18 protein-coding genes are annotated in these 23,381 nt (G+C 70.2%); 7 read left to right on the top strand and 11 right to left on the bottom strand.

Annotation, left to right across the window (positions count from 1 at the left end; genetic code table 11):
- Positions 1-64: 64 nt before the first annotated feature.
- From ACQP00_RS52530 to murJ, 4 genes are all read right to left on the bottom strand, one after another.
- A complete protein-coding gene (locus tag ACQP00_RS52530; protein ID WP_433212455.1) occupies positions 65-988 on the bottom strand; it encodes a hypothetical protein in 924 nt (307 codons plus the stop codon).
- Positions 985-1,653 carry an RNA polymerase sigma factor SigM gene (gene sigM, locus ACQP00_RS52525; RefSeq protein WP_433212452.1) on the bottom strand — a complete coding sequence of 223 codons (669 nt, stop codon included), beginning with the start codon at positions 1,651-1,653 and terminating at the stop codon, positions 985-987. The genes ACQP00_RS52530 and sigM overlap by 4 nt, the downstream gene beginning before the upstream one ends.
- Before the next feature lie 27 nt (positions 1,654-1,680).
- Positions 1,681-3,201, bottom strand: a complete 1,521-nt coding sequence (locus ACQP00_RS52520) for a protein kinase family protein (RefSeq protein ID WP_433212449.1) — start codon at positions 3,199-3,201, stop codon at positions 1,681-1,683.
- A gap of 544 nt (positions 3,202-3,745) precedes the next feature.
- Positions 3,746-5,551: a murein biosynthesis integral membrane protein MurJ gene (gene murJ, locus ACQP00_RS52515; protein WP_433212446.1), complete on the bottom strand. Its 1,806-nt coding sequence runs from the start codon at positions 5,549-5,551 to the stop codon at positions 3,746-3,748.
- 439 nt (positions 5,552-5,990) lie between these two features.
- On the opposite strand from murJ, the gene ACQP00_RS52510 reads away from it, so the two are divergent.
- On the top strand, positions 5,991-7,478 hold the full coding sequence (locus tag ACQP00_RS52510; protein ID WP_433212443.1) for a CCA tRNA nucleotidyltransferase: 1,488 nt from the start codon (positions 5,991-5,993) through the stop codon (positions 7,476-7,478).
- On the opposite strand, the gene ACQP00_RS52505 is transcribed toward ACQP00_RS52510, so the two are convergent.
- Entirely contained in the window at positions 7,456-8,280 is an 825-nt protein-coding gene (locus tag ACQP00_RS52505) for a peptidylprolyl isomerase (RefSeq protein ID WP_433212440.1), read from the bottom strand. The genes ACQP00_RS52510 and ACQP00_RS52505 overlap by 23 nt on opposite strands.
- Before the next feature lie 423 nt (positions 8,281-8,703).
- On the opposite strand from ACQP00_RS52505, the gene ACQP00_RS52500 reads away from it, so the two are divergent.
- Positions 8,704-9,561 (top strand): hypothetical protein, encoded by an 858-nt coding sequence (locus ACQP00_RS52500; RefSeq protein ID WP_433212437.1) that lies wholly within the window; start codon positions 8,704-8,706, stop codon positions 9,559-9,561.
- A 1-nt stretch (position 9,562) separates the two neighbouring features.
- On the opposite strand, the gene ACQP00_RS52495 is transcribed toward ACQP00_RS52500, so the two are convergent.
- From ACQP00_RS52495 to ACQP00_RS52485, 3 genes are all read right to left on the bottom strand, one after another.
- On the bottom strand, positions 9,563-10,930 hold the full coding sequence (locus tag ACQP00_RS52495; RefSeq protein ID WP_433212434.1) for an MFS transporter: 1,368 nt from the start codon (positions 10,928-10,930) through the stop codon (positions 9,563-9,565).
- Positions 10,931-11,031: 101 nt separating this feature from the next.
- Positions 11,032-12,567: a flotillin family protein gene (locus ACQP00_RS52490; RefSeq protein WP_433212431.1), complete on the bottom strand. Its 1,536-nt coding sequence runs from the start codon at positions 12,565-12,567 to the stop codon at positions 11,032-11,034.
- Between the two features lie 25 nt (positions 12,568-12,592).
- A complete protein-coding gene (locus ACQP00_RS52485; protein WP_433212428.1) occupies positions 12,593-13,093 on the bottom strand; it encodes an NfeD family protein in 501 nt (166 codons plus the stop codon).
- Between the two features lie 82 nt (positions 13,094-13,175).
- Here ACQP00_RS52485 and ACQP00_RS52480 point away from each other — a divergent pair, with 82 nt between their 5' ends.
- Positions 13,176-13,664 carry a methylated-DNA--[protein]-cysteine S-methyltransferase gene (locus tag ACQP00_RS52480; protein ID WP_433212425.1) on the top strand — a complete coding sequence of 163 codons (489 nt, stop codon included), beginning with the start codon at positions 13,176-13,178 and terminating at the stop codon, positions 13,662-13,664.
- Positions 13,665-13,722: 58 nt separating this feature from the next.
- Here ACQP00_RS52480 and ACQP00_RS52475 read toward each other — a convergent pair whose 3' ends face one another.
- Together ACQP00_RS52475 and ACQP00_RS52470 are read right to left on the bottom strand one after the other, a co-directional pair.
- Positions 13,723-14,802, bottom strand: coding sequence for an inositol-3-phosphate synthase (locus ACQP00_RS52475; protein WP_433224340.1), 1,080 nt, complete (start codon positions 14,800-14,802; stop codon positions 13,723-13,725).
- Positions 14,803-14,825: 23 nt separating this feature from the next.
- Positions 14,826-15,428, bottom strand: a complete 603-nt coding sequence (locus tag ACQP00_RS52470; protein ID WP_433054119.1) for a PadR family transcriptional regulator — start codon at positions 15,426-15,428, stop codon at positions 14,826-14,828.
- Between the two features lie 184 nt (positions 15,429-15,612).
- Here ACQP00_RS52470 and ACQP00_RS52465 point away from each other — a divergent pair, with 184 nt between their 5' ends.
- The 4 genes from ACQP00_RS52465 to ACQP00_RS52450 all read left to right on the top strand — a co-directional run bounded on the left by ACQP00_RS52465 (position 15,613) and on the right by ACQP00_RS52450 (position 21,836).
- Positions 15,613-16,032 carry a DUF5318 domain-containing protein gene (locus tag ACQP00_RS52465; protein WP_433212422.1) on the top strand — a complete coding sequence of 140 codons (420 nt, stop codon included), beginning with the start codon at positions 15,613-15,615 and terminating at the stop codon, positions 16,030-16,032.
- Positions 16,033-16,212: 180 nt separating this feature from the next.
- Entirely contained in the window at positions 16,213-19,038 is a 2,826-nt protein-coding gene (locus ACQP00_RS52460; protein WP_433212419.1) for a transglycosylase domain-containing protein, read from the top strand.
- Positions 19,039-19,156: 118 nt separating this feature from the next.
- Positions 19,157-20,329 (top strand): glycosyltransferase 87 family protein, encoded by a 1,173-nt coding sequence (locus ACQP00_RS52455; protein ID WP_433212416.1) that lies wholly within the window; start codon positions 19,157-19,159, stop codon positions 20,327-20,329.
- A 4-nt stretch (positions 20,330-20,333) separates the two neighbouring features.
- The gene (locus tag ACQP00_RS52450) at positions 20,334-21,836 is read left to right on the top strand and encodes a glycosyltransferase family 87 protein (RefSeq protein WP_433212413.1); all 1,503 of its coding nucleotides are present in this window, start codon (positions 20,334-20,336) and stop codon (positions 21,834-21,836) included.
- A gap of 140 nt (positions 21,837-21,976) precedes the next feature.
- Here ACQP00_RS52450 and ACQP00_RS52445 read toward each other — a convergent pair whose 3' ends face one another.
- Positions 21,977-23,365, bottom strand: a complete 1,389-nt coding sequence (locus ACQP00_RS52445) for an MFS transporter (protein WP_433212410.1) — start codon at positions 23,363-23,365, stop codon at positions 21,977-21,979.
- Positions 23,366-23,381 lie beyond the last annotated feature (16 nt).

Here is a 23,381-nt window from a genome sequence, read left to right as displayed (position 1 = left end):
AGCAAAACGTCATCCTACGAACCGGCCATTCCCGGTGGACGGTGACTCGTGTGCCACATCACCGCTACGGGGTGGTGGTGCGGTACCGCTCGTCGGCGATGGCCCCACCGATGCCGCAATCCGGCCCGACGACGACCACGAGGCGCTTGCCCACCGCGGTCCGCGCGCCGTCGACCACGACGACCAGCGCCGCCTGTCCCTGGAACGCGGCGTAGTCGACCAGTGCCACCTGACCACCGTATTCGGTCGTGATGGCGGCCAGGCACGCAGCCCGCGCGGCCGGCTGGGCGAGCCGTGCCAGGGGACCCGGCACGCTCGACGGGGCCGGCGGGCCGACGTTCGAGTTCGCGGAGGCGCCGCCCTCGCCGTTGAGGTTGTTGTTGGGCCGCTGCGCCTTGGGCGCGTTGGCGGAGAGGTCGCCGATCGTCGCCGGGTCGTAGTCGCGGCCGCTGGACGTGATCGCGGTGGTGTCCGCGGACGCGCCGCCGGCCGCGTCGCCCGCGGCGGTGGCCGTGTTGCGTTCGGGCCGGCCGCCCGGGCCGCCCGCGATGCCCGGGGCCGACGCCGGCTGGTCGTAGCTGTCGCTGCCGCCCATGCGCAGCACCTGCACGCCCACGCCGCCACAGACGAGCACGGCGGCGGCCGCGGCCAGCCCGGCGGTCCAGCGCAGGCGGCGTCGCTTGCGAGCCTCACGGGCCCGGTCCAGGTCGACGACCGGGGCGCCGGCGGGAGGTGCGGTGACGGCGGCGGCCAGGACGGCGTTCAAGCGATGCACGACCTCATCCGGTACCGGATGAGCCTCTGCTCCTAGCGCATGCAACTCGTCCCGCATGGCGGCGTCGGCGGTCACGAGCGTCGCATAGGCCTCGGCCCAGCTCTCCTCGGTCGTCACCAGGTGGCGCACGTCGTCCGCCTCCGGGGTGCCGTCCAGCGCCCCGCCGACGAAATCGGCGAGTCGGTCGAGATCGGCGTCGGAGAAGGCCGTCACGCGCCACCCTCCTTTCCGGATGCGGAAGTCTGCCCGGCGGCCCGGGTGTTCGCGGCAGCGTCTGCCCGGGCCGCCTCAGTTGATGGGACGCGGCCGCCGTCGACGGGGTTCCGCAGGTGGCCGAGGAGCAGCGCCAACCGGGCCCGGCCGCGCGCACACCTGCTTTTGATGGTGCCCTCCGCGACGCCGAGGATGACGGCCGCCTCGGCTACCGCATACCCCTGGACGTCCACGAGTACCAGCGCGGCCCGCTGCTCGACCGGCAGTTGCTGCAGCGCCTGGCGCACGTCCATGGCGGTGTCGCGGTCGCTCGCCGGGGCCGGTGTGACGTCGGTCTCGGGCAGCGGGACGGTGGGGCGGGCGTTGCGCCGGCGCACCCGGTCGAGGCAGGCGTTCACCACGATCCGGTGCAGCCAGGTGGTGACGGCCGAGTCGCCACGGAAGTTGCCGGCCGCGCGGAACGCCGAGAGCAGCGCGTCCTGCAGGGCGTCGGCGGCCTCCTCGCGGTCGCCCAGGGTGCGCAGCGCGACCGCCCAGAGCCGGTCGCGATGCCGGCGTACGAGCTCGCTGAAGGCGTTGGGGTCGCCCGCGGCATGGGCGCGCAGAAGCCACGCGTCGTCGCGCGTGTCTCGCGCGCCCGGCTCCCCTGCGTCCACGGGTCGCACCTTATCGACCGCGAACGGTTCGTGGGGTCACTGCACCCGGACGGTTATCTCTCCGATAGACACGCGGTATCCGCTGTTGTTGCTCTCCTTGGGCAGCTTGGTGATCCACACCAGGAGGTAGCGGGTCTTCTGCTCGGGTCCGTTGAAGATCGTCCGGCTGCCCATGTTCTGGCGGGCCGTGTTGGGCACGGCGGTGTACGCCTGCACCGTGGCCTGGTCCTGCGAGGAGCCGCTGCCGAGATCCTGGGCGCCGGTGCGCAGCTCGCCGTCGGCGCCGGGGGTCTGCAACACGACCTCGACGTTGACGACCTGCTTCTCCTCGCCGAGGTCGAGCCAGACGCCCATGCCGGACTTCTTGCCGCCAAAATCGGCTTTGTTGTACCGCTCGGTCTTCCACACGGTATTGGGATCGCCGTCGACGGTCTTGTCGGCGTCCTTGACCTCGGAGCGCGTGCCCTGCGGGTCGATGATGCGGACCTTCGAGCCGTCGATCTTGATCTCGACCGGCTGCCCGGCCGGCTTGGCCTGCTGCGAGGCGCTCGCACCGGGCGGCGCGTTGCCCGGCGACGGCGTCTCCGTCGTGGCCGGGTCGCCCAGCACCCGCGCCGCGGCCAGCGTGCCGGCCAGGGCGAGCACGAGCAGACCCACGACGCCGACGGCGAGCTTGCGCCCGGCGGGCTTCGGCGGGGTGGTCGACTGGGCGGCGGAGTCGAACGCGGCGAAGTCGACGCGGCCGCCCTCGTCGGCCAGGTCCTCGTCGTCGAGGCTGCCGAACGAGGCGAGCTCACCCGCGAGCGACTCGGCCGACGGCAGCGGCATGTCGGGGTTGAGCAGGTCCGCCACGAGCGAGTCCAGCGCGGCGGGCACACCGGCCCGCACCTGACGCGGCGTCTGCAGCGCGCCGGCGTTGTCGCGGACCCCGTCGGGCACGGAGTAGGTGCCGGCCTCGGCGTGCGGCCAGTAGCCGGTCAGCGCGCAGTACAAGATGGCACCGATGGAGCGGATGTCCGTCTCGGGCGTGGCGCTGTCGTCGGCCCGCGCGTCGGTGAGGACGACCCGGCCGTCGTGCGCCACGAGCACCGTCCCGGGGTGCACGTTGCCGTGCGCCATCCCGGTCCCGTGCAGCGCCGCGACGGCGTCGGTGACGGCCCAGGCGATCGCGACCGAGCGCCCGGCGTCGAGCGGGCCCTGGGCCACGATGTCGCGCAGGGCGATCCCGTCGACCCACTCGCGCACCACGTAGGCGCGCTCGCCCTCGTCGATCGCGTCGTAGACGCCGACCAGGTGAGGATGCACGATCCGGCTCGCGGCCACGGCCGCGGCCAGCATCTCCTTGGCACTGTCCCCGCCGGGATAGCGCGTGATCACCGCCACCGGGCGCCGCAGGATGACGTCGATCCCGCGGTACAGCTGGCGACCTAGCGAGTCGTTGCCGATGTGCTCTTCGAGCTGGTATCGCTCGGCAAGGATTTCACCGACGGATGGGGTGCCGAAGGTCAGGACCTGGGGAACGCCCCCAGCCTCCAGCCCTTCGTCGAGCTCAGCCACCCGTCCTCCCTTCCGATCCGTGTGCCGACCTGTGGCGTCTGTCGTAACGCGAGTCGCAGTCACTAAGCCTAAGCGCTTCGGCAGGGCGCCGGGGTTGACCTTACCTGTCGGCTCTTCGGTCTCCGACACGTCATCATCTCCGGACCACCCCGCGTGAGGCCAATTGATCACCCATGTCCCGACACGGCCGTCATATCGCCTTCACGTACTTTTCACCGAATCGTCGCCACATGCCGCCCGGCTTCTCGCCGCATGCACCCGCCGGAAGCGGTCGTCATTTGGCAAATTGGACAAAACGCCCACGGCCCGGCGCGCGCAATGGTGCCCCCACCGGTGTCACGCGGCGCGGCCCCGATCGGGTTCAACCGAGCTCCCAAGTGAGACGCCGCTCTCTGATCACTTGCCCGCCGAATGTGTCGAATCGCCACCAGGCACACGCGAGCGTCAATCTCGACAAACCGTCACGACGATTCTTGCCGCATTGCGCCCGCCCCGGCCGGACCCCTTGTCCGCGCCGGTGGCCTCCGGGGGCGGGCGGGAGCTCTCAGCGGCCGAGGCGGCGGCGGATCATGCCGGCGAACTGGCTGACCTCGGGGACCTTGAGGAAGATGCCGCCGGCCGCGTACACGCCCAGCAGCACCCCGGTGCCCAGGATCAGCTGGACGACGCCCAGCAGCTTGCCCGGGTCGAGGATCTGCGCGATCAGCCACGACAGCCCCAGCGCCAGCAGGCCGCCGGCCGCCGCCGCCGCGGTCAGGCGGATCAGGGTGTCCAGCAGGCGGCGCAGGCCCAACCGGCCCAGGCGCTGGCGGAGCAGGACGTAGCCGACGATGAGGGCGACCAGGTAGGACAGTGCCGTGCCCACCATCAGCGAGGTCGTGACCACCGCGACCGGCAGGATGAAGTAGAAGCTCACGTCCAGGATGAGGCGCACGGCCACGCCGCCGATGTTGACCAGGGCGGGGGTCTTGGTGTCGCGCATGGCGTAGAAGACGCTGGTCTGCATCTGGCTCAGCGCGAACGGCACCAGGCCCAGGCCGGCCGCGGCGACGACCGAGCCGGTGGCCAGGGACTGGTCGTAGTCGTAGTGGCCCCAGTTGAACAGTGTCACCGCGAGCGGGCGGCCGAGGACCAGGTAGACGGCCGACGCCGGGATCAGCACGACGGCGGCCAGCCGGCTCGCCTGGGCCAGCTGCTCGGTGACGTCGGTGAAGCGGCCGTCGGCGGCGGCGGCCGAGATGCGGGGCATGATCGCGGTGATGACGGAGACGGCGACGATGCCGTGGGCCATCATGAAGATCAGGAAGGCATTGTTGAACACGGCCGGGCCCTCGCCGCCGTGCAGCTGGGTCTGCTTGGCCAGGGCCATGACGACCGTGATGCCGACCTGGTTGACGCCGACGTACAGCAGCATCCACGCGCCCAGCTTGGCCAGCTCGCGCAGGTGGAGCTTGCGGAAGTCGAACCGCCACTTCCACTTGAACCCGGTCTTGCGCATCGCGGGCCAGAGGCCGGCCGCCTGCACGACGATGCCCAGGGTGGTGCCGATGCCGAGGATCAGCACCTGGGGCAGGGTGATCGTCTCGGGGGTCGGCACGCCCCCGCCGCGGACCAGCATGAACAGGCCGGCGGTGGCGATGACGACGATGTTGTTGAGGATCGGGGTCCACATCGGGGCGGCGAAGTGGCCGCGCACGTTGAGGATCGCCGCGGAGATGCCGGCCAGGCCGTAGAAGAAGATCTCGGGCAGCAACAGGTACGCCAGCAGCGTGATCAGATCACGGTCGCTCGTCGTCACCTTGTCGTTGCCGAGGGTGTAGATGGCGGTGATGAGCGGCGCGGCGACGACCACGATCAGGGTGGCGATGCCGAGCGCGACGGCGGCCAGGGTCAGCAGGCGCTGGGCGTGCGCCTCGCCGCGGTCGGGCTCGTCCTTGCGGGCCCGCACCAGGGTCGGGATGAGGACGCTGGCCAGGACGCCGCCGAGGAGCAGCTCGTACACCTGGTTGGGCAGGTTGTTGGCCAGCGTGTAGTCGTCGCCGACCACGGCCCCGCCGATGGCCGCCGCGATGGCCGCCGCCCGCACGAAGCCCGTGGCCCGGCTGACCAGGCTCAGGATGGCCATCGTGCTGCTGTTGCGCACGACGGTGCCGGTGCTGTCGTCGTCGGCCGCGCTGGGCGGGGCCGACTCCTCGACGACCGGCGCGTCGGCCACCACCTGCGGCCGCGGCGTGATGAACGGCAGCGCGACGGTCGGCGCGTTGGCCGGATCGACCATGCCCGGCGGCCGCTGGCCGACATGCAACCGGACGGTCTGCCCAGGGTCGACGGGCGGCGGTCCGGCGGGCACCGGGTCGGACGGCGGCCGAAGCACCTGCGTCGGTCCGGAAAGAGCAGCATCACCCGACGGCGGCCGAAGGACCTGTGTGGGGCCGGAAAGAGCAGGATCACCCGACGGCGGCCGAAGGACCTGCGTGGGACCCGCGAGCGCGGCATCACCCGAAACGGGAGCCGGTGGAGCAGCCGGCGACGGATCGGCCCACGGATCCTCAGGAGCGCGGTGCGCCCCACCCCGGCGCCGTGGCGGTTCCGCCGTCGGTTCCGGCCACCCGTCCGTCCCCGGATCCATTCGCCACATCCCCACTCAAGCCGAACTTCCCTCTCGCAGCACCGACCATAGTGGCACCCCCCGACACTTCCGAGGGGCCGACGATTATCAGGCGACCCGATGCACACGCGGCGGCTACCCTCGGTGCCTGGTTTCCCCTTCGCGATAGGCTGATCGACCGATGCCCGAGACCACACGCGCCCCGAACGAGGCCCAGCGCCCTTCCGTGCCCGACCTGCTGAGCGAGGCCCAGCGCCGCGCCGTGCACGAGCTGCTGCGCGTCTCCCCCGTCGCCGACGAGCTCGGCCGCCGCTTCGAGCGGGCCGGCCACGAGCTGCACCTGGTGGGCGGTTCGGTCCGCGACGCGCTGCTCGGGCGGCTCGGGGACGACCTGGACTTCACCACCGACGCGCGGCCCGAGGACACGCTGCGCATCATCGACGGCTGGGCGGAGTCGATCTGGACCACCGGCCAGGAGTTCGGCACGATCGGCCTGGCCCGGCGCGGCCTGCGCATCGAGGTGACGACGTTCCGCGCGGACGCGTACGACCGCGTGAGCCGCAACCCGATCGTCCGCTTCGGCGACAACCTGACCGACGACCTGCGCCGGCGGGACTTCGCCATCAACGCGATGGCCGTCTCGGTGCCGGGGCACCAGTTCACCGACCCGTACGGCGGCCTGACCGACCTCGCCGCCGGCATCCTGCGCACCCCCGGCACGCCGCAGGAGTCCTTCGCCGACGACCCGCTGCGCATGCTGCGGGCCGCGCGGTTCGTGAGCAAGCTGGGCTTCGGGGTCGCACCCGAGGTACTGGCGGCGATGACCGAAATGGCGCCCGACCTGGCGCGGATCACGGCCGAGCGGGTGCGCGACGAGTTCGTCAAGCTGATGTGCGGCCAGGACCCGATCGCCGGCCTGCGGCTGCTGGTCGACACCGGCCTGGCCGAGCAGTTCCTGCCGGAGCTGTCCGGGCTCAAGCTGGAGATCGACGAGCACGCCCAGCACAAGGACGTCTACGAGCACACGCTGATCGTCGTGCGCAATGCGATCGGCCACGAGCCGGACGGGCCGGACTTCACCCTGCGCATGGCCGCGCTCATGCACGACATCGGCAAGCCGGCGACCAAGGCGGTCGGCCCGGACGGCGGGGTCAGCTTCCACCACCACGAGATGGTCGGCGCGCGGCTGACCAAGCAGCGGATGAAGGCGCTGAAGTTTCCGAAGGACGTCATCGCCGACGTGGCCGAACTGGTGGCGCTGCACCTGCGCTTCTACGGGTACGGGCGCGGGGAGTGGACCGACTCGGCCGTACGCCGCTACGTCACCGACGCCGGCCCGCTGCTCAACCGCCTGCACGCGCTGACCCGTTCGGACGTGACGACCCGCAACCGGCGCAAGGCGGCCCAGCTCGCGGCCGACTACGACGCGCTGGAGGAGCGGATCGAGCGCATCGCCGCCGAGGAGGACCTGGCCCGGGTCCGGCCCGACCTCGACGGCAACGCGATCATGGAGCTGCTGAACCTGCCGCCCGGCCCGCTGGTGGGCCGCGCCTGGCGCTTCCTGAAGGAGCTGCGCCTGGAACGCGGCCCGCTCGATCACGACGAGGCGATCGCCGAGCTGTTCAAGTGGGCGGAAGCCGAGGGGATCACGCCACCCGGATCTCGGTGATCTGCACGGCGAGCTTGGGCGGGCCGTCCGGTCCGCCCGTCGTCGTGCCGGCCGCGGCGATCCGGTCGAGCAGGTCCATCCCGCTGGTCACGGTGCCGAAGACGGTGTAGTCCGGCGGGATGTCGCTGTCCTTGTACACCACGAAGAACTGCGACCCGTTCGTTCCCGGGCCCGCGTTGGCCATCGCGAGCGTCCCCCGCGGGTACGGCGGCACGGTCGTCGGCAGGTTCTCCTCGCCGAACTGGTAGCCCGGCGTGCCCGTCCCGGTGCCGCTCGGATCGCCGCACTGCAGGACGTACAGCCCGTCGGTGGTGAGCCGGTGGCACGGGGTGTCGCTGTAGAAGTCGTCGCGCGAGAGGTGCACGAAGGAGTTGACCGTGCAGGGCGCGCGGTCGGCGTACAACTGGATCCCGATCGGGCCCAGGTTGGTCTGCATCGTCGCGGCCAGCCGCCCGGTCAGCGTCGACTTGGGCGCCGGCGTGGCGATCAGGCGCGTGTCGCCCTCGCCGCGCCCCGCCGAGGCATAGCTGCAGGGCACCCCGGCCGGGGCCTGGGTCCGGGCACCGGTCGGGCCGGCCGCCCCGTTGGGCAGGGTGCTCGCGCCGCCGCCGGTGGTCAGCGGCGCGCCGACCTGGGGTGCGGGCCCACGACCGGACGCCGCCGGGGAGCCGGTGACGGCCCCGCCCATCGTCTCGGTCGAGTCCCGCCCGGGCCCGACGGCCAGGTACGCCACGACGGCCACCACGGCGAGCGCCAGCACGGCCCCGCCGGCCAGCGGTACCAGGCGCGACGGCTTTTCCAAAGGCGTCGAAGGCGGAGAAGCAGCAGCAGGAGGAGCCGGGAACTGAGGGTCCTCCGGCTGTGATTTACGCAGTGATTCGGGACGGACCGCGCCGGGCACACCAGGGACTGGCGCGGTCGGCGGCAGCGGCTCGGCGAGCTCAGGCGGTCGCGGTTCGCCGGGCTCCGGTGGCGTTGACATTCCGTAATCTTACGACTACCAAACGCAACAGTCCGGGAGGCTGTTGCCCGAGATCGTCTCCTTGTCGGAACACCGACCCCGTCTGCGTCGTGCATGTGGCGATTCGGCCGCTTCTGCGCCTAGACCGGGTGGGCTACCGTCGCTAACACGCAACCCCTGAACGAGCAAACCCCTGAACAGCGAACCCCCCCCGGAACCCTGAACCTGGAGGCAGACATGCAGCCGTGTCCAACCTGCGGCGGCATGGGCATTGATGCGAACGGCTACTGCACGCAGTGCCGCACCTATCGGGGCGTCCCGCAGGCGCCCCAGCAGCCGACGAGCGGCTCGCCGTACAGCGGCGCACCGTACGGCGGACAGCAGCCCTATGCCGGATACCCCACGAGCTCAGGACCGCAGTACTCGGCGCCGCCCCAATATTCCGACCCGGTCTCCGCTCCGCCCACCGCGTACGGCGCGACGTACGGCGGCGGCTCCGCGCCCACGGGTGGTGGCCGGAACAAGTACCTGATGCCGATCCTGGCCCTGTCCGGCGTGCTGGTCATCCTGGTCGTGGCGATCGTCGTGGTCGCGGCGCTCAAGAGCGGCGACGACGACAAGAAGGACCCGCAGGCGAACAACCCCACGGGTGGCCCGGCGACGACCGGAGCAGCCGTCGAGGACGCCAAGATCGACAAGTGCCTCGTCGGTACGTGGACCACGCAGACGTACACCGAGAAGGTCCCGATGGACCAGGTCGGTGAGGTGCCGATCAGCCTGACCAAGAACGGTTCCGTCCTGAAGTTCACCGCTGACGGCAAGCTGACCGAGACGTACAAGGACAGCACCTTCACCGGCAACCCGACCATCTCGGGTTCGAACGTCGCGATCACCATCACGGTCAACGCGACGGTCACCTCGAACGTCTCGACCAACAGCGGGAGCATCGCCTACACGAACGTGCAGGCGACGGGCACCATCAACACCAAGGCGCCCTCGATCAACTTCGACGAGACCGAGCCGTTCCAGACGGACGACAACCCGGCGAAGTACACCTGCAGCGGCGACAACCTGACGATGACCACGTCGCAGGTGAACCTGTCGGCCAAGAAGACCGGCTGACCTAGCGGGCCTGACGCTTCAGGAGCCCGTCGGGAGCGGCGATGTCGTCGCCGACCCGGCGGGCCCAGCGTCCGCCCAGCGCCGCGTAGCCGGCGGCGGCCAGCACGTAGCAGGCCGCGATGACGCACAGGACCAGCGCCGAGCGCCCGGTCTCGGGCAGCGTGAGGGCGCCGATGTACATGCCGGCCACCAGCGTCAGATTGAACGCGGTGTCATTGATGCTGAAAACGCGGCCACGGTACTCGTCCGCGCACTCGTGCTGCAGCGAGGTATCGGTCACGATCTTGATGCCCTGCGCCGCCAGGTTCGTCACGAACACGGCGCCGAGCAGCAGCACCGGGTCGAACGGCAGCCCGAAGCCCAGGATGGCCAGGCCGGTGCCGGCCAGCACGATCGCCACCCAGCGCCAGCCGCCGATCCGGCGGGTGATCGGGGGCGTGACGAACGAGGCCAGCAGCATGCCGACCCCGCCGGCCAGGAACGCGTTGGCGATGGTGCCGAACGAGCCGGTGACGTCGTCGCCGTGGTTGAACACCGTGCGGAAGAGCAGCAGGCTGGCCAGCAGGACCACGCCGTACAGCAGCCGGAAGGTCGCCTGCGCCAGCACCAGATAGGCCGCACCGCGCTTGGCCGCCAGGTGACGGACGCCGGCGACCGTGCCGCGGCTGGTCTCGCCGAGCGCGGCCAGGATCGATCCCCTGGTGCGGCTGGCGGCATCCGGCCCGAGCTCGTCCGGGCCGAACGAGGTCCGCCCGACCAGCGCCGAGAGCAGATAGAAGACCGCGGCCATGGCGGCGACCAGCGCGTATCCGTGAAACGACGTGGCCAGGACGGTCTTGATGAGCGCCGCGCCCGCCCCGATCCCCAGTGAGTAGCTCAGCGAGCCCAGCGTGCCGGCGAACGAGTTCGCGGTGACCAGCGTCGAGTCGGCGACCACGTGCGGGGTGGCCGCGGACAGCCCGGCCAGGAAGAAGCGGTTCAGGCCGATGACCACGAGGGCCAGCAGAAAGGGGATCGGCGACTTTTCACCGCCCCAGATGTACAGCGAGATCGGCAGCACCAGCAGCGCCCGCACGATGTTCGCCACGCTGACGATCGAGCGGCGCCGCCACCGGTCCAGGAACACGCCGACGTAGGGGCCGACCAGCGAGTAGGGCAGCAGCAGGATCGCGAAGCCGGCGGCGATCGCCATCCCGCCCGCCCGCTGCTCCGGGTTGAACAGCACGCTGCCCGCCAGGGCGCCCTGGAACAGCCCGTCGCCGAACTGGGCGATCATCCGCACCGAGGTCAGCCGCCGGAAACCCCGCTGGCGGAGGACGGCACGGACGAAGTGCGTCTGCGGGCGGGAGCTGATGGTGCTGGCGGACACGGCGCAAGCCTACGGCGAACCGGGCGGTCGTGACCCCGCACGAACAGAGAAGGGCCCTCACCAAATGGTGAGGGCCCCGCTCCGAACGGTTACCGATGCGGTTACCGGTCCTGCTTGGGCGCCTCGACCGCGGGCCGGCCGTTGACCGGCTCGACGACGTCGTCGCCGCCGGCCATCGCACCGAGCCGGCTCAGCAGCTTCTGCACGTCGATGCCGGTCAGGTCGGTGCCCAGCTGCAGGCCCTGGGCGACGTTGCTGGCGACCGACTTGGACAGCGACGAGGCGCCGTCGGTCGAGATCACCGTCAGCCGGTCGATGTTGCCCATCGGGTCGCTGGCCGCCTTGACCACGTCCGGCATCACCCGGACCAGCAGGTCGAGGATGGCCGCCTCGCCGTAGGTGGCGAACGCGTCGGCCTTGGCCCGCATGGCCTCGGCCTCGGCCTGGCCGCGGGCCAGGATGGCGGACGCCTCGGCCGCACCCTCGCGCTCCAGCGCCTCGGCGATGGCGACACGGCGCCGCTGCTCGGCCTCACCTTCCTTGGCACCCTCGATCGCGTTCGCCTCGGCCAGCGCGGCGCGGCGGGACCGCTCGCCCTCACCGGTGAGGCGGGCCTGCTCGGCGGAGGCCTGCGCGGCCGCGATGGTCGCCTGCCGCTGCGCGTCGGCCTTGAAGATCGCCGCGTTCTTGGCCGCCTCGGCCTCCTGCTCGACGCGGTACCGCTCGGCGTCGGCGGGCTTGCGCACCTCGGTGTCGAGCTGGCGCTGCTTGAGCTCGGCGTTGCGCTCGGCCACCTTCTGCTGCTCGGCCAGGATGACCTGCTCGCGCTCGGCCTGGGCGAGCGGGCCGGCCGCGGCCGACTTGGCCTTGGCCGCGTCGATCTCGGCCTGGATGCCGGCCTGCTTGAGGGCCAGGTTCCGGTTGGCCTCGGCGATGGCCTCCTCCGAGCGCAGCCGCTCGGACTCGGCCGCCTGGCGGGCCTGGGCCTCGGCGATGGCGGCGTCGCGCAGCACCCGGGCGGCCTCGGGACGGCCCAGGTCGGCGAGGTAGGAGCCCTCGGCGAAGATGTCCTGCAGCTGGAACGTGTCCAGCACCAGGCCCTGGTTGGTCAGCGAGTGCTCGGCCTCCTCGGCCACGGCGCTGGCGAACGCGGTGCGGTCGCGGATGATCTCCTCGATGGTCAGCCGGCCGACGATCGAGCGCAGCGCACCGGCCAGGACCTCGCTGGTGAACAGGTCGATGCCCTGCTGCTGGTTGAGGAAGCGCTGGGCGGCGGCGCGGATCGCGTCCTCGGTGCCGCCGACCTTGACGATCGCCACGCCCTGGAGGTTGGCGCGGATGCCCTGCTTGCTGACCGCACCGGTGATCTCGACGTGGATGCGGCGGCTGGACAGGTCGAGCACCTGCAGCTTCTGCACGATCGGGACCACGAACACCGAGGCGCCCATGACGACCTTCTGGCCGGACAGGTCGGTGGAGCGCGAGCCGTCGAGGCCCTGCACCGACTTGCCCTTGCGTCCCGTGATGATGAACGCCTCGTTGGAGCCGGCCACCTTGATGCGCGAAACGATGAACAGGATGATTAGCAAGATCAACAAGATGCCGCCGCCGATGGCGACGAGCAGGACTGTGTCCATCCGCTCCTACTTCCGGGGGTTGTATTTAGAGGGGCGTTTCTTCCACGATCACGCTGGTGGGGCTGGTCGCCTCCACCACGAAGACGCGGGCGCCGAGCGCGATGGGCTTGTCGGCGCGGGCGCTGACTTTGACGGGCTGCCCGCCCAGGGAAATACGGATCTCACCGAAACCGTTGCCGAGAATGGGCGTGACGACCACGCCGGTGGCGCCGATCATGTCGCGCTGGGTGGGGGTCGCGTCGGTGCGCATGTTCAGCGCCAGCCGCGCCAGGCGGGTGGCGAGCCAGGCGGTCGGGAACGCCGCGACGGCCCCGGCCACGACCGGCACCAGCAGGCCGTCCGCGCCGGTGATGGCCGCGAAGGCGGCACCGGCGAAACCGAAGGCGCCGATGAAGCCGGCGACGGCGGGCACCGAGAAGGGTCCTCCCGCGTCGGGATGGCCGAAGTGGAAGAGGTCTCCGATGAGTACGGACAGGGCGAGCACCACAACGCCTACGCCGCCGATCACCAGGAACGTCGTCTCCACCGTCCCCTCCCCTCCAGGACACCTGGAGAGTAGCGCCACCGCGCCACTCCCAGCGTCGGGCACAAGGAGCAGAATCGGCGCCGTGCGGTGGGTTCAGGTGCAGGCGCCGATCGATGCGCTCGGGGTGGCGTTCGACGATTCGGGCATTTGCCGCGTTCAGTTCGGCGGGGCGCCGCCGAACGTTCCGCTGGCCGAACCGGACGAGGTGCTCGGGCGCGCGGTCGACGAACTGACGCGCTATTTCGCGGGCGAGGACGTCGCATTCTCGGCGCCGTTGTCGGTGCGCGGCGGCTCGGAGTTCGAGCGGGCCGTCTGGCGGGAGCTCGCGGCCATTCCCTACGCCGAGATGCGGACGTACGGCCAGATCGCGGCGGCCGTCGGCGAGCCCGACGCGGCCCGGGCGGTCGGCACCGCGTGCAACCACAATCCGATTCCGGTCATCATTCCCTGCCACCGGGTGGTCGGTGCCGACGGCAAGCTGGTCGGCTTCGGCGGCGGGTTGTGGCGCAAGAAGATCCTGCTGGAGCTCGAGGCGCGGGTGCGCATCGAGCGCGAGTTCGGGCTCGCATGACATTCGGATGACAAAAAGGCCGGCCCCGCGCGGGGCCGGCCTTTTTACTACTGCGCGATCAGCGCTCGATCTCGCCCTTGATGAAGTTCTCGACCGACTCGTGCGCGTCGTGGTCGTTGTACTGCACCGGCGGCGACTTCATGAAGTAGCTCGACGCCGAGAGGATCGGGCCGCCGATACCGCGGTCCTTGGCGATCTTCGCGGCCCGCAGCGCGTCGATGATGACGCCGGCCGAGTTCGGCGAGTCCCACACCTCGAGCTTGAGCTCGGCGTTGAGCGGGGTGTCGCCGAAGGACTTGCCCTCCAGGCGGATGTACGCCCACTTGCGGTCGTCCAGCCACGGCACGTGGTCGGACGGCCCGATGTGCACGTCGGACTTCACCATCTCGTGCGGGATCTGGGACGTCACCGACTGCGTCTTCGAGATCTTCTTCGAGACCAGGCGGGTGCGCTCCAGCATGTTCATGAAGTCCATGTTGCCGCCGAAGTTGAGCTGGTAGGTGCGCAGCAGCTCGACCCCGCGGTCCTCGAACAGCTTGGCCAGCGCGCGGTGCACGATCGTGGCACCGACCTGGCTCTTGATGTCGTCGCCGACGATCGGCAGCCCGGCGTCGGTGAACTTCTGCGCCCACTCCGGGTTGGAGGCGATGAACACCGGCAGGGCGTTGACGAACGCGCAACCGGCGTCGATCGCGGCCTGGGCGTAGAACTTCGCCGCCTGCTCGGAGCCGACCGGCAGGTAGCACACCACGACGTCGGCCTGCGCGTCGCGCAGCGCCTTGACCACGTCGACCGGCTGCTCGTCGGACTCGTCGATCATTTCGCGGTAGTACTGCCCGAGGCCGTCGTGGGTCGGGCCGCGCTGGACGGTCACGCCGGTGGGCGGCACGTCGCAGAACTGGATCGTGTTGTTCTCGCTCGCACCGATGGCAGCCGCCAGGTCCTGGCCGACCTTCTTCGCGTCGACGTCGAACGCCGCCACGAACTCCACGTCGCCGACGTGGTAGTCGCCGAACTTGACGTGCATGAGACCCGGTACTCGGTCATTCGGGTCGGCGTTGCGGTAGTACTCCACACCCTGGATCAGGGACGAAGCACAGTTGCCGACACCGACGATGGCAACGCGGACGGAGCCCATCGCGGATGCCTCCTTCTTGTTGTTCACGATGACCGCTCCGGATCTTGTCCCGAAGGCGGCTGAGGGGTGGTGCCATTGCGCTCGTTCGCAATGAGCTCTTCGAGCCAGCGGACCTCGCGCTCGCAGGCGTCCAGGCCGTGGCGCTGGAGTTCCAGCGTGTAGGCGTCGAGCCGCTCGGCGGCTCGGCCGAGCACGTCACGGAGGCCTTCGCGGCGCTCTTCCACGCGCCGGCGGCGGCCCTCGAGGATCCGCAGCCGGGTCGCGGGGTCGGTTCGCGCGAAGAACGCGAAATGCACCCCGAAACCGGCCTCGCTGTCGTAGGTCTCGGGACCGGCGGCGCCGAGCAGTTCCTGGAACCGCTCCTTGCCTTCCGCGGTGATCGTGTAGACCACGCGGCCCCGCTTGCCGGTGAGCAGGGGCGGCTCTTCGGTGCCGGCCGTCGCGTCGGCCGGCGTCGCACCCTCGGTGATCCAGCCGTCCGCCTGCAGCCGGCGCAGCGTCGGGTACAGCGAGCCGTAGCTGATTGCGAAGCGGAACGCCCCCAGCTTGGTCGTCAGTTGCTTGCGCAACTCGTATCCGTGCATCGATGACTCGTGCAGAAGGCCCAGGATCGCCAATTCGAGCACTCCCGGCCTCCTTCCCGTAACCCGCCCGATGTATCGGGCCGATACATCGAACGGTAGGTCGAGATCTGAACGGACGCAACAAATCCGACCAAGTGGGCTGGGCCACAGCGCTGGTCGTCGATCGGACGACTACCGATCGTGACGGGAGTCGCCGTGCGGCGCCCGACCGCGTACCCTCGGGCGCATGCGTACCCAGCGTCAGGTTGTCGACTTCTCGTTGAGAAGACGCGCCCTGCTGCGTGAGGTGCAATCCGGACGCGTCGGCACCTATGAGGTGTGCGATGCGTCGCCATACCTGAAGAGCGCAGCGAAATTTCACGGTGAGCCGACGGACGAGCTGTGCCCCGTCTGCCGCCGCGAGAACCTCACGCACGTGCACTACATCTATGGCGACGAGCTGCGGCAGTCGTCCGGCCAGGCCCGCCGCCTCGCCGAGCTGCCGATCCTCGCGATGACGCTGAGTGAGTTTCACGTGTACGTGGTGGAGGTCTGCCGAGCGTGCGGCTGGAACCACCTCGTCGAGCAGTACCTCCTCGGGCGTGACGGCCTCGTCACCGACGGCGGCGACGCGCCGTCGCGGATGCGGGGAGGGGCGGCCGAGTGAACCTTGTGCACGTGACGAAGCGTTGTCACGAGTGCGGGACGAAATTCGCTGACTTCCTGCTCGGACCCCCGGCGCGCGGCATCCGGGCCGCGCCGCACCGGCTACCCCGCCAGTGGCGCACCTCACAGACATGACGGCGACGGAGCATGCGACAAAAATGCAACCGGCAAGGTGGGACGAATGAACTACGGTGACCCGAGCAACCCCCAATCGGGCCGCGCGCAGGTTCCTGGAAACCAGCCGGAACCCCCCTCACCCAATCCCTCCTCCGCCCCGCCGGCCGGCCGGGCCCAGGTGGGTCGGGCCGGGGTCGGCGGCCCTGGTGCCACCGGCTCCGCGAGTGTCGGCTCCGCCCGCGTCGGCGGTTCGGCGAGCGTCGGTTCGGCCCGGGTGTCGCCACCCGAGGGTCCGACCGGCCGCGCGTCCGTCGGCTCCGCCCGGGTGGGCGGCTCCGCGAGTGTCGGCTCCGCGCGCGTCTCACCACCGGAAGGCCCGACCGGCCGCGCGTCCGTCGGCGCGGCCTCCGTGCCGGGCGCCGCGGGCCGGGCCACCGTCGGGCGGGCCGTGGTCGGCTCCGCCTCGGTCGGCGTGCCGGATGTCATGGACGGCCCGGGTGGTCCCGGCGGTCCCGGTGACCTTCCCCCGGGCGCGGGCGGCCGCGGCGGCAAGGACGGCCGCAGCGTCACCGCCAAGGCCAAGAAGCGCCGCCGGCGCAACATCATGATCGCCTCGATCGCCGCGTTCATCATGATCGCCGGCATCGGCATGGTCGCCGGCACCTACTACTTCGACCAGGTCGCGCTGCCCGACGACATCACGCTGGACCAGTCGACCACGATCTACTACTCCGACGGCGTGACCCCGATGAGCCGCATCGGTGAGAACCGCACGGTGCTGCCGTTCGACCAGATCCCCAAGGACATGCAGCACGCGGTCGTGGCCGCCGAGGACAACAGCTTCTACACGAACGACGGCGTGGACTACAAGGGCGTCGTGCGGGCCGCGTGGAACAACGTCAGCGGCGGCGACCGGCAGGGCGCCTCGACGATCAGCCAGCAGTACGCGCGGCGCTGGGCCGACCTGGAGGGCGTGACCTACGCCCGTAAGGTCCGCGAGGCGGTCATCGCGCTCAAGCTCAACCAGCAGTACTCCAAAGACGAGATCATGACGATGTACCTCAACGTCGTCTACTTCGGCCGCGGCGCCTACGGCATCGAGGCGGCGTCCCAGGCGTACTTCGGCAAGCCCGCCAAGGACCTCAAGACCAACGAGGCGATGCTGCTGGCCGGGCTGATCAAGAACCCGGAGGGCTCCGGCAAGGGCAGCCCGTTCGACCCGAACATCGACAAGGCGCAGGCCCTCGACCGGTTCAACTACATCAAGGGCCAGATGATCAAGCTGAACTTCGTCCCGGAGGCCGAGGCGGCCGACCGGATGAAGTTTCCGGACAACGTGGTCACGCCGGCCGACGCGCGCAAGCGCTCCGTATCGCAGCAGAACCTCGACAAGCCCGAGGGCCTGATCGTGCACCACGTGCTCGGCGAGGTCGCGGCGCTGACCGACCCGCGCACCGGCCAGCTGCTGTACGAGGACACGGACGCGGACGGCAAGAAGAACTTCGACAAGATCCGCAACGGCGGCCTCAAGATCGTGACCACGATCGACAAGGACGTCCAGCCGATCGCGGTGCGCGAGGCCAGCCGCAACAAAGACTCGAACATGAACAAACAGCCGGAGAACCTGCAGGCCGCCCTCGTCGCGGTCGAACCGGGCACCGGCGCGGTGAAGGCGTACTACGGCGGCGACGACGGCAGCAAGAACGACTACGCCGGCTACTACAACGACCCGGTGCTCGGCACCGGCGAGGACAGCTGCTGCGGCGGCCACCCGCCGGGCTCGACGTTCAAGGTCTACACGCTCACCACGGGTCTGCTGAACGGGTACCGCATCGACTCGATGTGGGACGGCAACTCCCCCGGTGACTTCCCGAAGAGCGGCCGGTCGATCAAGGGCGGCAACCCGGTCAAGAACGCGGGCGAGAACCCCGTGTCCCACCCGGCCTGCGGCGCCTGGTGCACCCTCGAAGAGGTCACCGTCCTGTCGCTCAACGTGCCCTTCTTCGCCCTCGCCGAGAAGGTCGGCCCGGACAAGGTGATCGACACGGCCCGCGCGGCCGGCATCACCGACATGTGGGCGACGGTCAAGGGCCAGCCCCTGCCGGTCAAGATCGACCTGACCAACAAGACCGGCAAGGACGTCATCCCGCAGTACTTCAACACCGAGGTCGCGTTCGGCCAGTACCCGGTGACGGTGCTCGAGCACGCGGGCGGCATCGCGACCATCGCGGCGCGCGGCTACGCGGCCAAGACGCACTTCCTCAAGGAGATCTGGACCGGCGGGAAGAAGACGTACGGCGAGGTCATCAAGCCACAGCGGATCCCTGGCTTCACCGACGGCATGTCCGACGACATCAACACCGTCCTGCAGGGCGTGCCGAAGCACTACAACCTGAAGATGAAGGACGGCCGCCAGATCGCCGGCAAGACGGGCACCTGGCAGTACGGCCAGAACCAGAGCGGCAACGCGCACGCCTGGATGGTCGGCTACGCGGCGTACGACCCCGTCAAGAAGACACCTGACCTCGCGGTCGCGGTCTGGGTCGGCAACAAGGGCAACGAGCAGCCGATCAAGGACGTGGGCGGCAAGCCGATCATCGGTGGTTCGCTGCCCGGCCCGATCTGGCGCGACTTCCTCAACGACGCGCTGACCGCGCTCAAGGCGCCCAAGGTCAACTTCCGGCCGCCGGCCAACACCGGCCGCCTGGACGTGGGCACGGGCATCTCGCCGGTGCCGAGCGAGCCGGTGGTCGACCCGAACAACCCGGGCCAGGACCCGAACAACCCGGGCAACGGCAACGGCGGACCGGGGCCCGGCAACGGCAGCCAGAACCCGGGCGGCAACGGCGGCGGCACCGTGCCGACCACCGAAGCCACCCGAAGACGCTGATATCAGCAGGGTCTGATGTGTGCGGCCACGGCACCGGCGGTAAGTTCGCTCGGGACCGTGGCCGCATTCTGTTGGGGGTGGCGCGTTGGACACGGGCAGGCGCAGGGTCGTCCGATGGGTGCTGCTCGCCCTGTTCGTGGCGCTCGTCGTGTACGGCCACATCTGGTACCGCAACCGCCACGACTGGTTCGACCTGGGCATCTATCGCCAGGCCGTGAACTGGTGGCTCGACGGGCACCCGCTCTACGACTACGTCAAGCCCGACGACACCCAGGGGCAGCTCGGCTTCACCTATCCCCCGTTCGGGGCGCTGATCCTCGTGCCCTTCGCGGTGCTGCCGTGGATGGGTGCCGTCGTGCTGTACAGCGTGATCACGATCGCCGCCCTCCTGATCACCACCTGGTGGCTGGTGGTCCCGGTCGCCCGGCGCAAGGGCTGGGAGCTGCCGTTCGCGCTCGTCCTCGCGCTGACCGTGATCAGCGCGCTCGAGCCGGTCCGTGAGAATTACACGTTCGGCCAGATCAACATGGTGCTCGTCGTGCTGGTCCTGGCCGACCTGCTCGTGCTGCTGCCGCGCGGCAGCCGCTGGGCCGGGGTGCTCATCGGGCTCGCCGCCGCCATCAAGCTCACGCCGGCCATCTTCATCGTGTACCTGCTGCTCAGCCGCCGGTACCGGGCCGGGCTGACGGCCATCGCGAGCGCCGCCGCCGCGAGCCTGCTGGCGTTCGCCGTCATGCCGCGGGGTTCGATCGACTTCTGGACGGACGCGTTGTGGCAGGGCGAGGGGATCGGCAACGCGGCGTACACCTTCAACCAGTCCTTCTACGGGATGCTCGCCCGGCTCTCGGCGCCGCACGACGCCAACCGGCTGGTCTGGGCGCTGCTGGTGCTGGCCGCGCTGGGCTTCGGCCTGTGGCGGGCCCGCAAGGCGGCGCTGGCCGGTGACGAGGTGGTCGGCCTGACCATCACCGGGATCGTGGGCTGCCTGGTCAGCCCGATCACCTGGGTGCACCACATCTACTGGTTCGTCCCGGCGCTGATCGTGCTGGCCGCGGCCGGCCGGCGGGCCTGGCTGGCGGGGCTGATCGCGCTCACCGTGGGCCTCGGCCTGGTCTCCTGGTTCGAGCAGGGGCTGCCGGTGGACCCGTGGAGCCACGGCGTTCAGGGATTCATCATCAAGAATTGGTACCTGCTGCTGATGGTCGCCCTGCTGTTCGCCCTGCCGATCCGGACGGATTCTCGCGTCGAGCCGGGCCTTGCATCCACTTCCGAGCCCGCGACGGTACGGTGACACGATGCCGATGAGTCTGGGCCAGCCGAGTGGGCGCCCCGAGCATCTAGTCGACGAGCCCGCCAACTCCGACCGCTTCATCGGTGGCCTGTCCGAGTCCATCGGCGGCCCCCTCGGCAACCATGCCGTGCGGTCCCGTGTCCGGCTGCCCGGTGGCGGCCGCTTCTGGACCCCGGCCCGCGTGGTCCTGCTGCTGATCTGCGCCATGCTGAGCTTCCACTGGATGCAGAAGGCGCCCTGCCGCGACGCGGCGTGGACGGACATGAAGCAGTACAAGTACTTCTGCTACACCGACGTCCTTGCGCTGTACTACGCCGAGGGCCTCAACGAGGGCCAGGTCCCCTACGCCGACCACCAGGTCGAGTACCCGGTGCTGACCGGCGCCTTCATGGGCGTCCTCGGCCTGCCGGTGCACGACCTGCACCAGCGCGGCGTGGTGCAGAACGACGGCCAGGCCTTCTACGACCTCAACGCGGTCGTCCTCGGCGCGTTCGGCATCGCGGCGGTCGCGGCCACCCTCGCGGTGCGCCGGCGCCGGCCGTGGGACGCGGCAATGTTCGCCGTCGCACCCGCGCTCTTCGTCTCGGCCACCGTCAACTGGGACCTGTTCACGGTCGGGCTCACCGCCGTGGCCATGGTCTATTGGGCCAAACGAAAACCGGTCCTCGCCGGGGTGTTCTTAGGCCTGGCGACGGCGGCGAAGCTCTATCCGGTCCTGATCCTCGGCGCGCTGCTGGTGCTGAGCATACGAACCGGCAAGTGGAAGGACTTCTTCACCGCGGTCGGGGCCGGGGTGGTGACCTGGCTCGCGGTCAACCTGCCGGTGGCGTTCTTCTTCTACGACAGCTGGGTCAAGTTCTGGGAGTTCAACCAGCTGCGCGGGATCGACTGGGGCACGCTGTGGTACATCGGCGCGCACTTCCCGCGGGGCAACGGGCAGTACGGCTTCGAGTTCTTCCAGAAGCTGGACCTTGACCCTGAGCACGCCACGCTGAACATCCTCTACCTGGGCCTGTTCCTGATCTGCTGCGCGGGCATCCTGATCCTGGGGCTCACCGCGCCGAAGGAGCCGCGCCTGGCGCAGCTGGCGTTCCTGATCGTGGCCGCCTTCCTGATCACCGGCAAGGTCTGGTCGCAGCAGTACGTCCTGTGGCTCGTGCCGCTCGCCGTGCTCGCCAGACCCAAGTGGGGAGCGTTCCTGGCCTGGCAGGTGGCGGAGGTGCTCTACTTCGTCTCCTTCTACGGCGAGCTCATGGGCGCTTCCGGGCGGCAGGTCTTCCCGGAGGGCGTGTTCGTGCTCGCCTCGATCCTGCGGCTGGTCACGCTCGGCGTCCTGGCGGCGTACGTCATCCGCGACATCCGCCACCCCGAGGAGGACGTCGTGCGCCAGACGTACGAGGGCGAGGACCCGGACGGCGGCAGCTACAACGAGGAGTCGCTGGACGAGCATGCGCTGCTGGACGAACCGCCCCCGCCCGGCGCTCCGGCGCTGGTCAAGTCCGGTTGACGCTTTGTAGTTCTTCGATACCGTTTCACGTGAATCGGCCCGGCTTCCTTTCTGGGGAGCCGGGCCGTTCTGTTGTGGTGGCGATAAGTCGGGCGCTGGCGCGCCGCGACTTATCGGACATATCACGATTTTGCGGGATCTCACGGTACCAGAGCAGGCTCTTTTTGATCTTCACTTGGAAGCGCGATCGGGCTCAGGCGGGTGGCGATCAGGAAGGCGAGCACGACGATCGCGGCGGCCACCGCGAAGACGACCTCGATCCCGGTGGCGAAGGCGTGGTGGGCGTAGACCCTGGTCAGCACCGAGCCGAGGGCGGCCGCGCCGATCGCGGTGCCGAGCGACTGGAAGAACCGGATACCCGTCGTCGCCACGCCGAGCTGGTGGCGGGGTGCGGCGTCCTGCACGGCCATGATCAGCAGGCCGAGGAGCTGGCCGAAGCCGATGCCGAGCAGCACCAGCGCGCCGCGGATGGCCCAGAGCGAGGCGTCGAGGTGGACGAAGAGCACCAGCGCGGCCAGGGCGACCGCCGCGGCCGAGGTGCCGATGAGCACCGCCGTGCGGGTGGCGAGGCGGATGCGGGCGCCCGCCATGCCGGAGGCGGTCAGGCCCAGGGCCATGAACGCGAGGTACAGCCCGGAGTCGGACGCGCTGACCCCGCGGACGACCTGGAGGTACAACATCAGATGGACCATCGCCCCGATCATCGCGGCCCCGATGAGCAGCTGGATCGCGTAGCTGTGGCGGATGGTGCGGTTGCGCAGCAGGGTGAGCGGCAGCACGGGGTGCTTGGCGACGGACTCGCGCCACACGAAGAGGACCAGGCCGGCGACCGCGGCGGCGGCGAGCGCGAGGATGGCCGGGGACGTCCAGGCGTACCGCTGCCCGCCCCACTCGCTGATCAGCAGGAGCGCGGCGGCGAACGCCCCGGCCAGCGCGGCGCCGGGCAGGTCCAGGTCGGTGCGGCGGGTCGTGCGCGGGATGCGGATCGCGAACAGGCCGCCGACGATCACGATCAGGCCGAGCGGAATGTTGATGTAGAAGATCCCGCGCCAGTTGCCGTGGTCGGCGAAGAGGCCGCCGATGAACGGGCCGATCGCCATGCCGACGCCGGCGAACAGGCCGCCCATGCCGGCGCCCTTGCCGCGGTCCTGGCCCGGCTCGGCCAGGTTGGCCAGGACGACCATGGTCACGCTCATCAGGCCGCCGGCGCCGATGCCCTGGACGGCCCGGAACGCGATGAGCTGGCCCATGCTCTGCGCCGCGCCGCAGAGGGCCGAGCCGAGCAGGAACACGGCGACCGCGGACAGCCAGACCGGCTTGGCGCCGAACGAGTCGGTGAGCCGGCCGTACAGCGGCAGGACCACGGTCGAGGCCAGCGCGAACGCCGCGACCAGCCAGGCCACGTGCTCGACGCCGTGAACCGGATCGAGATCGCGCACGATCGGCACGACCGCCGACGACACGATGTTCTGGTCGAGGATCGCCAGCACGATCGTGAACATGCAGAGCAGAACGCCCAACGTCTTCATGTTCTTAGACTAAGCA

This window comes from Dactylosporangium sp. CS-047395, from assembly GCF_050942185.1.
Classification (GTDB): Bacteria; Actinomycetota; Actinomycetes; order Mycobacteriales; family Micromonosporaceae; genus Dactylosporangium.
Note: the sequence above shows the minus strand (reverse complement) of the source record. Positions and strands in the feature narration are given on the sequence as shown.

Bases quoted from the DNA above. Each gene is read 5' to 3' on its own strand.
- ACQP00_RS52510 (WP_433212443.1), top strand. From the start codon at position 5,991: ATGCCCGAGACCACACGCGCCCCGAACGAGGCCCAGCGCCCTTCCGTG.
- ACQP00_RS52500 (WP_433212437.1), top strand. From the start codon at position 8,704: ATGGGCATTGATGCGAACGGCTACTGCACGCAGTGCCGCACCTATCGG.
- ACQP00_RS52490 (WP_433212431.1), bottom strand. From the start codon at position 12,567: ATGGACACAGTCCTGCTCGTCGCCATCGGCGGCGGCATCTTGTTGATC.
- ACQP00_RS52475 (WP_433224340.1), bottom strand. From the start codon at position 14,802: ATGGGCTCCGTCCGCGTTGCCATCGTCGGTGTCGGCAACTGTGCTTCG.
- ACQP00_RS52465 (WP_433212422.1), top strand. From the start codon at position 15,613: ATGCGTACCCAGCGTCAGGTTGTCGACTTCTCGTTGAGAAGACGCGCC.
- ACQP00_RS52460 (WP_433212419.1), top strand. From the start codon at position 16,213: ATGAACTACGGTGACCCGAGCAACCCCCAATCGGGCCGCGCGCAGGTT.
- ACQP00_RS52450 (WP_433212413.1), top strand. From the start codon at position 20,334: ATGCCGATGAGTCTGGGCCAGCCGAGTGGGCGCCCCGAGCATCTAGTC.
- ACQP00_RS52445 (WP_433212410.1), bottom strand. From the start codon at position 23,365: ATGAAGACGTTGGGCGTTCTGCTCTGCATGTTCACGATCGTGCTGGCG.